General features: G+C 59.5%; 14 protein-coding genes and 2 pseudogenes. 6 read left to right on the plus strand and 10 right to left on the minus strand.

Going from position 1 to position 15,539, the window contains the following annotated elements; translation table 11 throughout:
• Positions 1–76: 76 nt before the first annotated feature.
• Positions 77–436: a hypothetical protein gene (locus N7E02_RS02430; RefSeq protein WP_286577919.1), complete on the minus strand. Its 360-nt coding sequence runs from the start codon at positions 434–436 to the stop codon at positions 77–79.
• Positions 437–450: 14 nt separating this feature from the next.
• The gene (locus N7E02_RS02435) at positions 451–1,869 is read right to left on the minus strand and encodes a S8 family serine peptidase (protein WP_286577920.1); all 1,419 of its coding nucleotides are present in this window, start codon (positions 1,867–1,869) and stop codon (positions 451–453) included.
• Positions 1,870–1,981: 112 nt separating this feature from the next.
• Here N7E02_RS02435 and N7E02_RS02440 point away from each other — a divergent pair, with 112 nt between their 5' ends.
• The 4 genes from N7E02_RS02440 (at position 1,982) to N7E02_RS02455 (ending at position 4,064) form a co-directional block, all read left to right on the plus strand.
• On the plus strand, positions 1,982–2,524 hold the full coding sequence (locus tag N7E02_RS02440) for an RNA polymerase sigma factor (protein ID WP_286577921.1): 543 nt from the start codon (positions 1,982–1,984) through the stop codon (positions 2,522–2,524).
• Positions 2,521–3,069: an anti-sigma factor family protein gene (locus N7E02_RS02445; protein WP_286577922.1), complete on the plus strand. Its 549-nt coding sequence runs from the start codon at positions 2,521–2,523 to the stop codon at positions 3,067–3,069. The genes N7E02_RS02440 and N7E02_RS02445 overlap by 4 nt, the downstream gene beginning before the upstream one ends.
• Positions 3,066–3,275, plus strand: a complete 210-nt coding sequence (locus N7E02_RS02450; RefSeq protein WP_286577923.1) for a hypothetical protein — start codon at positions 3,066–3,068, stop codon at positions 3,273–3,275. Before N7E02_RS02445 ends, N7E02_RS02450 begins: the two co-directional genes overlap by 4 nt.
• 72 nt (positions 3,276–3,347) lie before the next feature.
• Positions 3,348–4,064, plus strand: coding sequence for a DUF6065 family protein (locus tag N7E02_RS02455; protein WP_286577924.1), 717 nt, complete (start codon positions 3,348–3,350; stop codon positions 4,062–4,064).
• A 301-nt stretch (positions 4,065–4,365) separates the two neighbouring features.
• Here N7E02_RS02455 and N7E02_RS02460 read toward each other — a convergent pair whose 3' ends face one another.
• From N7E02_RS02460 to N7E02_RS02485, 6 genes are all read right to left on the minus strand, one after another.
• Entirely contained in the window at positions 4,366–4,635 is a 270-nt protein-coding gene (locus N7E02_RS02460; RefSeq protein ID WP_286577925.1) for a hypothetical protein, read from the minus strand.
• A gap of 335 nt (positions 4,636–4,970) precedes the next feature.
• The gene (locus N7E02_RS02465; RefSeq protein ID WP_286577926.1) at positions 4,971–5,570 is read right to left on the minus strand and encodes a histidine phosphatase family protein; all 600 of its coding nucleotides are present in this window, start codon (positions 5,568–5,570) and stop codon (positions 4,971–4,973) included.
• Positions 5,567–6,607, minus strand: coding sequence for an ABC transporter ATP-binding protein (locus N7E02_RS02470; protein ID WP_286577927.1), 1,041 nt, complete (start codon positions 6,605–6,607; stop codon positions 5,567–5,569). The genes N7E02_RS02465 and N7E02_RS02470 overlap by 4 nt, the downstream gene beginning before the upstream one ends.
• Positions 6,608–6,617: 10 nt before the next feature.
• The gene (locus tag N7E02_RS02475) at positions 6,618–8,345 is read right to left on the minus strand and encodes an ABC transporter permease (RefSeq protein ID WP_286577928.1); all 1,728 of its coding nucleotides are present in this window, start codon (positions 8,343–8,345) and stop codon (positions 6,618–6,620) included.
• A 241-nt stretch (positions 8,346–8,586) separates the two neighbouring features.
• The gene (locus N7E02_RS02480; RefSeq protein ID WP_286577929.1) at positions 8,587–9,699 is read right to left on the minus strand and encodes an ABC transporter substrate-binding protein; all 1,113 of its coding nucleotides are present in this window, start codon (positions 9,697–9,699) and stop codon (positions 8,587–8,589) included.
• A 198-nt stretch (positions 9,700–9,897) separates the two neighbouring features.
• Complete coding sequence (locus tag N7E02_RS02485) at positions 9,898–10,638, minus strand: MurR/RpiR family transcriptional regulator (RefSeq protein ID WP_286577930.1); 741 nt, start codon at positions 10,636–10,638, stop codon at positions 9,898–9,900.
• 495 nt (positions 10,639–11,133) lie between these two features.
• On the opposite strand from N7E02_RS02485, the pseudogene N7E02_RS02490 reads away from it, so the two are divergent.
• Positions 11,134–11,308, plus strand: a pseudogene (locus N7E02_RS02490) (type II toxin-antitoxin system RelB/DinJ family antitoxin); the annotation flags it as partial.
• 563 nt (positions 11,309–11,871) lie between these two features.
• Here N7E02_RS02490 and N7E02_RS02495 read toward each other — a convergent pair.
• Both N7E02_RS02495 and N7E02_RS02500 read right to left on the minus strand, forming a co-directional pair.
• Entirely contained in the window at positions 11,872–12,909 is a 1,038-nt protein-coding gene (locus N7E02_RS02495) for an IS110 family RNA-guided transposase (RefSeq protein ID WP_286577931.1), read from the minus strand.
• Positions 12,910–13,048: 139 nt separating this feature from the next.
• Positions 13,049–13,732 carry a GntR family transcriptional regulator gene (locus tag N7E02_RS02500; RefSeq protein WP_286578410.1) on the minus strand — a complete coding sequence of 228 codons (684 nt, stop codon included), beginning with the start codon at positions 13,730–13,732 and terminating at the stop codon, positions 13,049–13,051.
• 143 nt (positions 13,733–13,875) lie between these two features.
• Between N7E02_RS02500 and N7E02_RS02505 the strand changes: the two are divergent.
• Positions 13,876–15,397, plus strand: a pseudogene (locus N7E02_RS02505) (aldehyde dehydrogenase family protein).
• Positions 15,398–15,539 lie beyond the last annotated feature (142 nt).

Here is a 15,539-nt window from a genome sequence, read left to right on the forward strand (position 1 = left end):
CTCGGTGCATTTTCGAAAAGAAGAGCAATCACGCAGAAAATGCATCGCCTCCGGAATAAGTCAGCGGCAGCCCCGTTCATCGACAGGTACTGACCTCGAACATGGAAGGAGAACAGTCATGAACCGAGTTCTTGCCGCAAGCGCGATGGCCCTGCTTGCCACGGCCACGCTGACGGCGGCGACACATCCGGTGCAGGCCATGCCACTTGCGCAGCCGCAGATATCCGCGCCCTCGCAGGTCATCCTGGTGGATGATGACGACGACGATGATGATGATGATCGCCGTTACAGCCGTCGGTATCGCGGTAATGACGATGGATGGCCAAGGTTTCGTGGTCATTCCCGCGACGACGATGATGACGACGACGATTGAGGTCACTTCATCCAAAACAGAAATATCGTGCCCGGCCTTTGCGCCGGGCATTTTTTTGAGCATGGCGCCTGCCGATATCAGATCTGGCACAGAGCCTTTGCGTTCAGCAGGCCCCAGCCGAAAATCGCGTCCTTGCCCGGCTCCCCCATGTCGTTTGCCGAACGCGTCAGGGCGTCCGCCACCTCGCCGGGTTTCATGTCCGGTTTGGCGCCAAGCAGCAGTGAAGCCGCCGCCGTCACGAAGGGCGCGGCAAACGAGGTGCCACTCTTTTGCCTGCCCCCGGAAATGGAAGCGGCCGTCCAGACCCCAACACCCGGAGCGGCGATATCGATATGATCGCCACGAGAGGCACGGCGATAAGGTTTCATGTTCCGGTCGACAGCGGTAACGGCGATCACATCCGCATAGGCGGCGGGATAGACCGGTTTGGCATTCGGGCCTTCATTACCGGCGGCGGCAATCAGGATCGTGCCCTTGGCGATTGTGGCGCTCACGGCTTGCTCCAACAGCATGTTCGGCGGCCCGCTGAGGCTGAGATTGATGATCCTGATGTTGCGGGCCGCCAGCATGTCGAGCGCGCGGATGAGATCGTATATGTCGGCGATATCTGCGGCCTTGCGATAGCGCTGGAAGGCATCGATCGCGACCAGCCTGCCGCCGGGAACGAGGCCCGGAGCGCGACTGCCGGCAGAGCCGACGAGAAGGGCGGCAACGGCGGTGCCGTGTTGCGCCGTAGAGGTGGGAGCCGCACCGTCCCCCAATTGGAGCACCTCGATTGTCGCGTCGGCAAGCGAAGCATGCCCGGCGTTGATGGCAGTATCGATCAGGCCGATCGGCATGGGGGCGCCGCAGCTTGCCGCCCGCCCGTCGCCGGCATCCTGCGGCCAATCGACGATATGACGAACAAGCTTGCAGTCGCCGCCGGGGCAGGGTGATGTCTTCTTCTGCTCGGGCTGATAAAAATGGTTGAAATCCACCGAGGCGGAGGGGGCAGCGGCAATGACGGCCTGACGGGCGACATCCAGCGTCATGCCTGTCGGTATCGTCAGCTTGACCATTTCACTTCCGGTAAGCGAGATCGATATTCGCTCATCAACCACAAATCCGTCCTGCGTCAGGTTTGCGATCGTTGTCTCGTCGAGGCCCAATGCCACGATTTCATTGGGCGCGCGATCGGGAACTGAAACTGTGCGCCGGGGCGGTGAACGCCGCTCCGCTCGCTGGAATGGCCAGCCGAACAAGGATCTCAGATCACCACGCGGCCGGCGTGTATCATTGTCGTCACCGCCACCGCCACCGGAAGAGCCGCCACCGTAACCGCCGCCGCTACCATCGTCGCCATCGTCACCGCCTCCATCGTCGTCATCGTCCGCAAATGCTGAGGTGATGCCGGGAGCGATGCCAGCAGATTGCAGGACCGGCAGTGTGATCACGCCGCCGAGGCCTGCGAGAATCACGATGAAAAATCTGAGACGGTATGGTGCAGTCTTCTTCAAGTCGCTATCTCCGGTAGAAAAGCAGCCGAAATATTCTCGACAGTCACGCGAATGCTATCCTGGATAGACGTTTGTCTCGACAGAATATTCCATGCCGTGCCAAACAAATCGCATGACGAATGACACGCGCACAGTGCCACAGCAGTTGGTGGAGTTTCTGCCCAATCTGCGACGATTTGCGATTTCGCTCTGCCATTCGCGAGAACTGGCCGATGATCTCGTGCAGGCCGCCTGCGAGCGAGCGATCGTTGCCGCCGACCGTTTTTCGCCCGATACGCGCTTCGATGCCTGGATGTTTCGCATCCTGCGCAATCTCTGGATCGATCACCTGCGCCGCGCCCGCACTGCTGGTCCACAGGAGGAGATCGAGAGAGCCTACGATGTGTCAGTGCCGTCAGGAGAGGCCGCGACCCATGCCCGCATGGAACTGATGGAAGTGGCGACCGCCCTGCAGAAACTGCCGGAAGAACAGCGTGAAGTGCTTGTCCTGGTCTGCGTTGAGGAATTGAGCTACCGCGATGCGGCCGATGTGCTTTCCATTCCCATAGGTACGGTGATGAGCCGTCTGGCACGGGCGCGCAAAAATCTGGCGGAACTGACGGGAATAAATCTTGGAGAGAAACGTTCGTCCGATACGAAAGGCGGCGTTGCATGACCATGGAACATTTTGACGACGAGACATTGATGGCATTCGCCGATGGCGAACTGGACGCGGCGACCAGCCAGCGGCTGGAGACGGCGCTCGAAACAGACGAGGCGCTGGCAGAGAGGCTGGCCATTTTTCTCGACACGCGGATGGCGGTTGCCTCTGCCATGAAGCCGTTGATCGATGAACCCGTGCCGGAAGCGCTCGCCGCATCCGTGCGGGGTATGGCCGAAGCGGCGGACACCAAGGCTGCAAACGCGCCCGAAAACAATGTCGTTGCTTTCCAACGGCCGGAAAAGCCGGTCACCGCGCGCAGCAGGAAGCCGTGGTTGATGCCTGTCGCTGCCTCCATTCTTGCCGTCATCACCGGTGTCGGCGGTTATATGGCCGGTCGTGGCAGCATCGATACCAGTGGATCGCCTGAAAAGGCCTTGTTTGCCGCGCTCGATCAACAGCCTTCCGGCAGTGATGTCTCGCTTGGCCAATCCGAGGCGTTGCATATCGTCTCGAGTTTTGTCGACGGCCGGGGGAACTTTGCCGGGAATACGAGTTGAAACGGCAGAACGAGACGACGGCAACCGTCGCATGCCGCACGAATGGCGCGTGGGTCACGCGTCTGGCGCTGTCATCGCCGCGTGCCGAAGGCTATGTGCCGGCATCCTCTCAGGAAACGATCGACGCCTATCTGGCCTCGATCGATGCCGGTGAACCGCTTGCCGTAGAGGCGGAAAAAAACGCACTCGCCGACACGGTTGAATAAATTTTTCGAACGCACACGGAATAAGTCCCGATCCGGGCCGTTCTCCTCGCACCCGCCGCGAGGAGAACGATCATGGCACTGTCACTGCTGAAAAAGCCTGAACCGAAAATGACCTTCCTCTGCCGGAAGGAGGACGAGGGTGTCATACCCGCACCCGTGCGGGCAAAAACCGCGCTGCCGGACTGGTTTCGCAAACTGCCGCCCGTGACAGAGACACGTGTTTCGACGACGGATAGCGGTCTCACCGTCAAACGCTGCATGCCGTTTCTCGATGCCATGGCGACCGGCTGGGTCATCGGCCTTGCGGCGACGGTGCGCATGCAGATCTCCGATGGCGGGCAGACAGTCGATTGCGGCTGGGATTTCGACCGCACCATGGTCAGCAATCATGCCAACCATCAGGTGGCCGGCAACCCACGCGACCCGATGCCGCCCTGCAAATTTCACAATTACTGGACGATCGTCACGCCGCCGGGCTGGAGCTGCATGTTCGTGCCACCGCTGAACCGCCCCAACGGCGCATTCGAAATCGTGTCAGGCGTGGTGGATACCGACACCTACCAGTCGGAAATCCATTTTCCGTTTTTCGCAACTGGCGAAGACGGATTGCATGTTCTGGAGCGCGGCGCGCCGATCGTGCAGATCATTCCCTTCCGCCGGGAAACGACCGACCTGGCGGCCGATATCCGATCGGAAAGCGAAGAGGAGGCGGCAACCCGCAAAACGATCCTGCGCAAAACGCAGGCATCCGATGGCTGGTATCGGAAATTCGCCCGCGCTCAGCGCTGAAATCCGCCGCGCCATCCCGCTTTCGCCGATATCCGGCTTCCGGCCGGCTGTCGGCGCTCGCCTTTTTTGTTTTTCGACATAAGCATGAGAAATTATTTGATATTTTTCGGAATAAGCGCGAGCGCCATCCGTTTCTCGCAAGCAGCCACGGAGGCTGTCTGATAATCAGGAGAGAAACTATGAAGAAGATGTTTGCCATTCTCGGCTCACTGCTTGCCGCCAGCGTTGCAACCCCAACCCCGGCGGTCGCCGATGATCCGGTCACCCGTTTCCTAGAGCGCACGTTCAATAACAAGGCAAGCTATCGCGAGGCGCGTCGTGGCCGTGACGATAATCGCAGGAGCTGGTCGAATTCCAGCCGCAACAGTTCCTCGAACTCTTCCCACAACTCCAGTTCGAACGGAAATTCGAATTCCAACAGCAATTCGAACTCAAACAGTTCCTCGAATTCGTCGAACAACTCGAGTTCCAACAGCAGTTCCAACTCGTCGAGCAATTCCAGCTCGAATTCGTCCTCGAACTCGTCCTCAAATTCCAGTTCGAATTCTTCCGACGACGATTGATAGATCACTGTCGTAGACGGGCTGCCCGGCCGAAGTAATTTCGGGCGGGCAGTTGCCGAACATGAGGTCAGGAACCGTCATATTGCTGATTGGATCGCGCCTTTCTGCCGGCCTCCCGCAGAGATTTCGTCGACATGAGGTGCTTCATCTAGCAGCCTCAATTTTTCAGCCGGCCCGCACACGGCACTCAGAACTTGCCGTCAATATGGTGACGCGATCGCGCGATTAACTGAAAGAGCCGCAAGACGTTGTGACGGCTTGTATGCGATTAGAAGCGTAAAAGGATGTCTCATTCACCTCTTCAGGCTCGTTCGAAAGCCGATACCGAAAAACATCGGGCTGCTCAGTCTGGCGCATCGAGTTCTGGTGTGAAGGTCGTGGCGTTGAAGACTTCCAGTCGAGCTTCGTCCTTCGGAAAGGCGAGAATGGTCAGGCTGGCAGGGCCGACCGGGATGATGCGGGCGGGCGCCAGTCCCAGGGCGCCATCGAGTGCGGCGCGGATGACGCCGCCATGGCAGACCATCAGCACCGTCTCGGCTTCGGCGGAGATAGCCCGGTCCAGTGCCTGGCGGATACGGGCGCGAAAATCGGCCCAGATCTCACCATTTTCCGGCGCAAACGTGCCGGCCCGCCAGCCGGCATAGGCGCTCGGCGCCTCCGCCATCAACAGGGCGATTTCCATGCCCGTCCATGTGCCGACATTCTGTTCGCGAAGAAGAGGCTCCCGCACTGCATCCGCATGGCCGAGAAGGGCCGCGGTATCGGCCGCGCGCTTGAGATCGGAGGTCAGCACAAGGCCGGGATTGAAGCTCGCCACCATCGGGGCAAGTGCGGCTGCCTGTTCTCTGCCGCGTGTCGAAAGCTCGATATCGGCCTGTCCCTGCAGGCGGCGGATGGCGTTCCATTCGCTTTCGCCGTGGCGAACCAGAAGGATACGTTTCATGAAATGCGTGTTCCCTGTTTATCAAAAATTGCCGCCGGGGCGGATGGAAGGCGGAAGCGCAGTTTTCCCGAGGGGCGGGCCACCTGATCGGAAACGGCCGTGATGCGAATGCCATGCGCAAGGCCGGTCACCAGAAAACGGCCGGCCATCGGCACGACTTCGGCCAGAACCGCTTCGAATGTGCGGGGGCCTTCCTCGTCGGCCAGCGTGATCTGTTCAGCCCGCACCATGGCGTGGCCGGAATGGCCTCGCAGCAGCGGGTCGGGCATGGTGCCGAACCACATGCCGTTTTCGATCGGGATCAGGTTGGCGGCGGGTGTACCGACAAAGCCAGCAACGAAGGCCGAAGTCGGTTCGGCCAGCAGCCTGTCAGGCGCGTCGAACTGTTCGATACGGCCATTGTTCATCACCGCGACATGGGTCGCCATGGTCATCGCCTCGACCTGATCGTGGGTGACGTAGACGGCGGTCGCGCCCGTTGCGGCGTGAACCTTCAGCAGTTCGAACCGCATTTCTACGCGCAATGTAGCGTCCAGATTGGAAAGCGGTTCGTCGAACAGCATCACCTTTGGCCGCGGTGCGATCATTCGGGCCAGCGCCACACGCTGCTGCTGGCCACCGGAAATTTCTCCCGGATAACGGTTGGCTAGCTTTTCGATGCCGAGCATCTCCATCGCGTCCAGCACACGTGCGCGACGTTCCTCCGTCGGCAGCTTTGCCACTTTCAGCGGCCACTCGATATTGCCGGCCACCGTCATATGCGGCCACAGCGCATAGGATTGGAAAACAAGCCCCGCATTGCGGTCGGCAGGCGGCAGCGAAAGACCGGCCTCACCATCTGCCACCAGCGTATCGCCGAACTGCATCTTGCCCGATGTCGGCTGGTCGAGCCCGGCGAGCATGCGCAGCATCGTGCTCTTGCCGCAGCCGGAAGGGCCAAGCAGCACGAGGAACGAACCTTTCGGCACGGAAAAACTGACATCGGAAACGGCGTTGGAGGTGCCGAAGGATTTTGTGATCTTGTCGAGGGAAATCACGGGGTCTGCCTCAGGTAAAGGACTGGCGACGGCGGCCGCGCAAGAGCGTGGCGGCGCCGGTGGCCAGCATGGAAATGATCAGGATGACCAGCGTCACCGCATTGGCGAACTGGTGGAACCCGTCGGACGCATAGGAATAGGAGAGCACGGCCAGAAGCGGCGAGGTCGGTGTGTAGAGAAGAATGGTGATCGCGAGATCGCCGATGACATTGACGAAGGTGATCAGCAGGCCAGCCGCAAGACCGCGCGCCGCCAGAGGCAGGGTGATGGCGCCGAGCCTGCGGAAGAAACCGGCGCCGGTCATGCGGGCCGCCTCGTCGATATCGCCGGAAATCTGCGAGACGGTGGCGCGGCCCGTCTGCACCGCGAAGGGCAGCATGGCAGCGGTCAGCGCCAGTGCCAGCAGCAGCTTGGTGCCGTAAAGCGCCGGCAGCGGGCCGATCGGCGCGCCGTAAAGGGCGATATAGGCGGCAGCGAATGCGATGCCGGGCAGCAGCATCGGCAGAAAGCTGAGCTGCGAGACGAGATTGCTTAAGGCCGGCACCTTTTGCCGCGTCAGGGCGACAGCAATCAGGATGCCGATGATGTTGGCGGCCAGCGCCACGGATGCGCCCAAAATCAGCGTCGTCGTCAGCGCCGACAGAAGCTGCGGATTGTGAAAGATGCCGGGCTGGCCACGGGCAAAGGCAGGGTCTACAACACCGATCCAGTAATGCAGCGTCCAGTCGGAAAAGAGCGAGAGGGAAGAGGGCGCAAGGCTTGCTGCCACCAGAAGCAGGATCGGCAGGATAGTGGTGAGGATGCAGATCACCCAGGCGGCGAGCGTCAGCGGCAAGCGGGCATTGCCAAGCGCGAAGCGGCGCGGTTTTGCACCCTTGCCGCCGATCGTCGCAAAGCTGCGGCGACCGGACAGCATGCGGTTGCCGAGGCCAAGAAAGATTGCCGAAATGCCGATCAGCAGGATGGCGAGCACATAACCACGCTCCGTCTGGCCGATCTCTATCATGCCGAACAGGCGGGTGGAGAGCGTCTGCATGCGCACCGGCAGGCCAAGCAGGGCGGGGGCTGCAAAGTTGGAAACGGCACCGGCAAACGCCAGCGAGCCACCGGCAATGATGGCCGGTGTGACGACGGGCAGGACGATGCCGAACAGGATGCGTCTGCGCGAGGCACCGGTCATCTGCGCGGCTTCCACAAGGTCGCCGTTGACGGTGGCGAGTGCTGCGGCGATGACGGTGAAGGCCAGCGCATAATAATGGGCGATCAGCACGATAATGGTCGGCGTCATGCCCCAGGACAGCCAGTCGGGCACGGAAAAACCGAGCCCTTCCAAAAGGCCGCCGCTACCCCCGACGCGGCCGTTGCGGAATACGGTGCCCCAAGCCAGTGCGGTCGCAAAGCTCGGAATCATGAACGGTAGGGTAGCCATGAGGGCAATCGCCGGGCGGCCCGGAATATCAGTCATGACGACCAGCCACGCCAGAAAACCGCCCAGCAGCACACAGCCGGCGGCGACGCCGAGGCCGATGATCATGGTGTTGATCGTCGGGCGCCAGAACAGGTTCTGCGAAAGGCGGCTGGCCAGCACATCGCCCCAGGCATCCGCGGAAGGGACGATCGTCTGGACGAGAATGGTTGCCAGCGGTGCGGCCACCAGCGCGATGAGCACCAGCGCCATGGCGAGCGTCAGTCCGCGTTTGTTGAATGCTGAACCGATCGGCCCGAGCAGGGTGGTCATGGGGTACTCCAAAGTAAATGCCGTCGGCGCAAGAGATTGCCCCTCACCAACAAAAGCTACGACTTAGCTGAAGCTAAGTTCGTGATTTTGTATCCTCTCCCGCAGGGAGAGGGAGGGGTGCCGAGATCGCCGCGCGTTACCTCTCCCTTGCGGGAGAGGAAGTAATTTCAACTCTTAGCGTAGCTAAGTGTTAGAAATCGCAGGTGAGGGGCTAACTCTTACGCCAGCCCCACCCCAACCATCACTGCAGCGCGAGAATGAAATCCGCCACCTCGGCGCGGATCTTGGCCGTTTCGGCCGGTGCCATCTGCCAGCCCTTGAAGTCGGCAAGCGGAATGGCATCCTTGTGCGGCTTGATGTCGGAGCGGGTGGCCCAGTCGCCGGCCACGTAGAAGGGCTTGAAGCCGTCACCACCGGTTTCTGTCTCGTCGCCCATCATGAAATCGACGGCAAGGCGTGCAGCGGCCGGGCTTGCCGGCTTCGGGTTCAGCGCCAGCAGCGCCGGAAAAACGATGCCGTTCGCCGGTGCCACGTCGTTCGCCACCTGCAGCGCCCAGCCTTCATCCTCGTTATCGCGACGGTCGGAATAGCTGGTGAAGCCGATCGGAGGCTTTTCCTGGCCCTTGGCGCCGATTGCCTTGTTCACATCGTCGGTCGAGCCGACCAGAACGAGATCGTTGGCAAAGAGATCGGTGATGAACTGCTGGCCGGCATTTTCATTGCCATCGGTCAGTTCGATCTTCCTGCCGAAGGTGGCTTCGTAAGCGGTCGCCATTTCGTCGGATTTCAGTACGATCTCGGTCATCAGGTCGACGTAATCGCCGCGCTGCAGCGGATCGACCATGATCACGCGGCCTTTCCATTCCGGCTTGGTCAGGTCCCAGAGGTTCTTGACCGGCGAGCCGTTCGGATTTGCCTCTTCGTTATACATCAGCACCTTGGTGGACAGACGCTGTGCCAGAAGCGGCGACTTGAACTGATCTGCAAGATCGCCTGCAACACGCGGCGGCACGTAAGGCGCGACCAGCTTGTTGGCAAAAAGTTCGGTCAGCACGACCGGCGCATCGGAAATGTAGATCACGTCGGCACCAGGAAGGCCAGCCTGCGCCTCGCTCTTGATGCGGGCAATCTGCTCGGTCGACGACATATCGAAAGTCACCATGTCGATGCCCGGATAGGCGGCTTCAAAGGCTTTTTCGACGCGGCCGATACGGCTGGTGAAGGCATAAACCGTCACCTTGCCTTCCTGCTTCGCCTGCGGCAGCAGGTCGGCAGCTGATTTGGTGTCGAGGTTTTGTGCGATGGCCGCGGTGGTCATCAGAAATGCAGCAGTTGCGGTCAGGATGCGGCGCATGGAAATGGCTCCGTAGATAGTTTCGGAATGCCGTGTAATGTATTCTTGCTACAATTTTGTGACGTGCAAGTTTTCTTGCGGATCAGCTTTCGAATTTTGCAATCAGGTTTCCCAACCGATCGAGCGTAGCGAGCGCTTTCGGCCCTCTACGTTCCGCTAGAGCAAGAATGATTGCGTTGCAGATGGCCATTGGCACGGTCAGCGTCTGAAAGCTGTCCGGCATGCCGGCACGGGGGCTGAGAGCAGCACGTCGGGGCTCGGCGTCAGCGACGGGCCGATCGTGCCGGAAATCACCACGGTCTTCGCCTTCGCCTCGGTCGCCACCTGCATCAGTCGTTCATAATCCGGCGGCTGCCGGCGGAAGGCGAAGAGGAGGAGGGCGTCATCGGCGGAAAGCGTCAGCATCTGTTCGGCGAGATCGCGCGGACTGCCGGAAAGTGGGTGGCTGTCTATGCCGAGTCGCCGCAGCCGTCGCTCCATCAGTACGGACAGAACCTCGGCGTTGCCGTGGCCATAGATGAATACGCGCCGACGATCGAGTTTTTCGGCCGCTTCCACAATTCGGGCATCGCTGATGTGGTCTGTCATGGCCGTCAGCGCCGCCAGTTCGCTGGCCACCAGAAGAGGCAGGAAACCTTGCGCGCGGGCATCGTTGAGCGTCGCGGAAATGCGTTCTGCCGGATCGGCAACTTTCAAGAATTCGCGGCGCAACTCGTCGCGAAATTCTCCGTAGGAGGCAAAACCCAGCTTGCGGGCAAGGCGTGAGGTCGTTGCCTCATGCACGCCGATACGGGCGGCGAACTCACTGGATGTGCCGATCGCCACGTCGCGCGGCGCCCGCATCAGTTCGGAAATCAGCTTCTGCTCGGTCGCGGTCAGGCTGCCGGCGACGGCCTGTATACGCTCTACTATTGTCTTTAGAGAGTCAGCGTTTGACATGACGGCTCTGCGCTCGCTCCACCTTCCGGCTATCCCGGCGCGGCTGCAAGATCATCTTGAGCCAGAAGAACGGACAGATAGTCGTTGAAATCATCTAAACGGCGCCGATACAATTACTGTAGCCACCCCGCCTGGTTATAGGCTGGCGCTGCTAACACGCAACACTGAAGATTTAATACAGACTGGCGTGACGAGGTGACCTTATAGCAAGTCCGACTCCGGCATGGTTGCCATGCGCGATACTGCTATGCTGTTGAGTGTCCATCGGTTCATGACTGCTCCCCAAGACTCAAATCTAGAGCTTTCTCTCACCTTACGAAAGCTGATAAACGACTGCCTTGCCGTCAGGGCAGGTTCGCCAAGAGATCCGGTACACAGCAATAAGTTAATATCAAAAATCTACAGGGTCATCGGGTCGGTCCCACGCGCCGGCGTGAGACTTCAACCGAAAAATGCCATTCAAGTGCAATACCATCTTACTAAATGGACATAGCCATGGCCGCAAACGCACTTGTCCAGACACGTATTGATGCTGAGGTTCGGGATCGTGCTTCTGCGGTTCTTTGGAAGCATGAGACTCACAGTATCTGATGCAGTTCGTATCCTGCTCACCCGGACTGCCAACGAGTGGGCACTGCCTCTTGAACTTCTTTCTGGCAGTGAAGCGCATTTTTCTGAACGTCGATCGGCGGACGTCTTAAAGCCGGTCCGCTCAAATCGTGAAATTCACTTGGTCTGCGTTTGCGCTCTCGGATCGCGACGCCATCTTCTCATACATCGAGGCAGACAATCCTGCAGCCGCCATTCAGATCGATGAGCGGATAGTGGCTGCCGCCCGGATTGCCGAGATGATAGTTCGGATTCTTCGCGTTCTTCATGGAGCGCAGGGATGACTAGAATATCTGCCGCTAAGCTGGTGGCCGCGCTCGCGTGGGGCGCGGTTCAAATCCCATATGTGGACGGCCCCCGACCCGCAAGATATTTCGATAATTTGATCTGATCGCTTGCGTCCATATGTCCGGCCTGTTGTTGCGTTCGCACATGAACGCTGGCCAAGATGGTTTCCGCGACACCGGTCCCAAACATCAAGGCGGCCTTGACGGGCCGATGGGATTCTCGGGGTGTCCTGTGTCCCGGATCGATCGATCACACCATCTGCTATTATCTTGCAAGTTGTAGTATTGCCTACACGTGGTGAAGATCAGGATACAGTTGGTTCTTGCTTCCTAGTCTTCATGTGGCGCATTGCTTCAAAACCGCTCCTGATCTTGCGCTGTAAGTTTCTCCAGAGACCATGAGTTTCCAAGCTATGCGCGCCATTTTGTTGGCGAGTGCGACAGCTGCCAGTTTAGGCGGCTTTCGCGTAAGCAGTTCCGCCAGCCATCGAGAAGCCTTACCGGATCGCCGCGCGTGATGAATGACAGCGGTTGCTCCGTTCACCAGGATGGCCCGCAGAGCCTCATCGCCGGCTCGCGTGATACCTCCGAGCCGCAGCTTGCCGCCGGTCGAGTGATCTTTTGGCGTCAGCCCTATCCAAGCAGCGAACTGGCGACCAGATTTGAAGAGCTCCGGAGCGGGAGTTTTCATTATCAAAAGAGCCGAACCGATGGGTCCAATGCCGGGGATGGTGTTGAGGCGTATGCTGCGTTGGTCGTTACGCTGCCATGCCTTTACCTTGGCCTCCACATCCGTGATCTTCTTTTCCAGTTCAGCGTATTCCTCGGCCTGGCTCATAAATAATTCCTGTGCGAGCTCTGGCACAGTTTTGTCAGCTTTTATCTTTTCAAGCAGCATCGGAATATGTGCTAACCCCTTAGCTGCGGAAATGCCGAATTCGGTGGCGTAACCCCGTATAGCGTTAGCGAGTTGGGTCCGGTTAGCGATCAGACGGGTTCGGACGCTGATCAGCATGAGTGCTGCTTGGTCATCAACTGTCTTGACCGGAACAAACCGCATCGTTGGGCGGGCCATCGCCTCGCACAGCCCTTCGGCGTCGGCAGCGTCATTCTTGTTCCGCTTGACATATGGCTTGGCGAGTTGTGGCGCGATCATCTTCACCTCATGTCCAAATGAGGCGAGTAACCGCGCCCAATGATGGGAACCACCACAGGCCTCGATCGCGATAGAAGTTGGCGGGCAGGTCGTGAAGAAGTCGATCATCTCCTTGCGTCGCATTTTTTTACGCAAGACCGGTTTCTCTCCAGCATTCACGCCATGCAGCTGAAAGACGTGCTTTGACGTATCCATGCCAATACGAATAATCTTGTCCATGGGCGGCCCCTTCGATTGAGATCTTAACAGCTCATTCTGGCACATTTCGATGCCGTTCAGGGGCCGTCCACTCCAACATCAAGTCAGACGGAGTTGCATGACGATATCCGACCGCCGGCAAGGCCTCCTATAGACAAGTTTATTCGAAAAGATCCGGATGGTTGGCTTCAATTTGCGGCAAGTCTGACAGGATACCGTTGAGATGACGTCGCATGGAGTCGGCCGCACTATCGGCTTCTCTGGCGTCTATCGCATCAACGATCGCTTGATGTTCCGCAATCAGCCGGGTCATTGAGTCCGGGCGGCGAAGTTGCAGGTTGCAGACGCGGTCCATATGGGCCTTGATATCGGCTATGGCGCTCCAGGCCAGCGAGCAGCCGGCACCTTCCGCCAATGCGATGTGAAACTGCTCGTCCTCGCGGCGGAAGGCATTGTGATCGTTTGCGTCTCTCGCTGCCTGCTGGCGCGCGATGATGACTTCCATACGCCGGCGGGTCCAATTGTCGAAGCTGTCGGCAGCACGTCGCGCAACCGCAACCTCAAGAGCTTCGCGTACAAACCGGGCTTCCATCATCTGCCGCGCAGATATTCGCACGACGACCGTTCCGCGGTTTGGGCGGATTTCGACCAATTTAGATCTGCCCAGTGCGATCAGAGCCTCTCGAACCGGCTGGCGAGAAACACCCATGCGTGTCGCTATCTCCTGTTCCGACAGGCGTGTGCCGGGCGCAAGTTCCAAAGTAATGATCGCTTCGCGCAGGTCCCTTTCTACCTGCGCTGCAGCTGTTTCGCCCGAATCTATTCTCGCAGCTTCCATGTTCATATCTGTATATACGGTAAGCGTTGACTTCAATTTGAAACCACCATACAGTACCATACAATAAGCTTGCAACAAAAAATCCGGGCCTGGGAGGGCGCGGGCAAAGAGGAGGGCGGACACATAAGTGTCCGGCGGAGGAGAGACTGTTGCTCAACAATTTTATTGCACCCGACCGCGACGATGAGCGGCTCGGAACGAAGCCTCGTTATCAAATGCTGATCGACGGGAAGTCTGTCGATTCGGCTTCCGGCAAAACCATTGATCGCGTCAGCCCCGGGCATGCCGGTGTCGTTGTCGGCACATGGCCCGATGCCTCAGCCGACGATGTCCGTCTGGCCATTGCTGCCGCGCGCCGCGCGTTCGATACCGGCCCATGGCCACGCATGTCCGGCGCCGAGCGCTCACGCCTGATGTTCAAGGTCGCCGATCTCATTATCGACCGCCTGGAAGAGTTGGCCCTGACGGAAAGTCTCGAAGTCGGCAAACCGATCGCGCAGGCTCGTGGAGAAATCGGTTTCTGCGCGGATCTTTGGTCCTATGCCGCCGGACAGGCAAGAGCGCTGGAAGGCCAGTCCCACAATAATATCGGCGATGACCGGCTCGGTCTTGTCCTGCGAGAAGCCGTCGGCGTCGTGGGCATCATCACGCCCTGGAATTTCCCATTCATTATCGCCTCGGAGCGCGTGCCGTGGGCAATCGGTGCCGGTTGCACCGTGGTGCTGAAACCGTCGGAGTTCACATCGGGCACCTCGATCCGGATGGCTGAGCTTGCGCGCGAGGCCGGCATTCCCGATGGCGTCTTCAACGTCGTCACCGGCTATGGTGATCCGGCCGGCCAGATGCTGGCCGAGGATCCGGGCACCGACATGGTGGCATTCACCGGTTCGGTCCGGGTTGGAACCAAGCTCGGCGAGATCGCGGCGCGCAGCATCAAGCGTGTCGGCCTCGAACTCGGCGGCAAGGGGCCGCAGATCGTCTTTGCCGACGCGGATATCGAGGCCGCCGCCGATGGCATTGCCTACGGCGTCTATCACAATGCCGGCCAGTGCTGTATTTCCGGCAGCCGGCTGCTTGTAGAGGAAGGCATCCGCGATGCCCTGATGGAGCGCGTGTTGGAGATCTCGCGCAAGGTGACGTTCGGCGACCCGCTGAATGAGCGCACCAAGATCGGCGCGATGATTTCGGAGGCCCATGCAAACAAGGTGCATTCCTATGTAGAAGCCGGCCTCGCATCCGGGGCAAAGCTCTTGCTTGGCGGCGAAAGAGTTGGCCAGGAGGCGGGCCTCTATTACGCGCCGACCGTGTTTGCCGGCGTCACTACCGACATGTCGATTGCGAAGGAAGAGATCTTCGGCCCGGTGCTGTCGACCTTGACCTTCAAGACCGCAGATGAAGCCGTGGCACTTGCCAATGCCAGCGAGTTCGGCCTGTCGGCCAGCGTCTGGTCGACGAGATCTGCAAAATGCACTGCAGAGCATACGCCGCATTCGTGCCGGCCGGTGCTGGATCAACAGCGTCATTGACGGGACACCTGAATTGCCGATCGGTGGCTACAAGAAAAGTGGTCTCGGGCGAGAACTCGGCCGCTACGGCTTTGACGAATACTCGCAGTTCAAGGGAATTCACGTGACACTCGGGCGCCCGTCGCCCTGGTTCGCGCCAACGTGAGACAAGGGTAATAGGGGCTGTTTCGTCTTTGGAGGAGGACGGAATGGCTTTCGGAGGAAAATCTCGGCCGGCGTGATCTTTGGTCGGAGCCCGCCAGCCGAGATCCGGGTCTTGCGACCCGCATTGCACATCCAAAGGGAGG

This window comes from Terrirhizobium terrae (assembly GCF_030323265.1).
In the GTDB taxonomy this organism is placed as follows: domain Bacteria; phylum Pseudomonadota; class Alphaproteobacteria; order Rhizobiales; family Rhizobiaceae; genus Neorhizobium.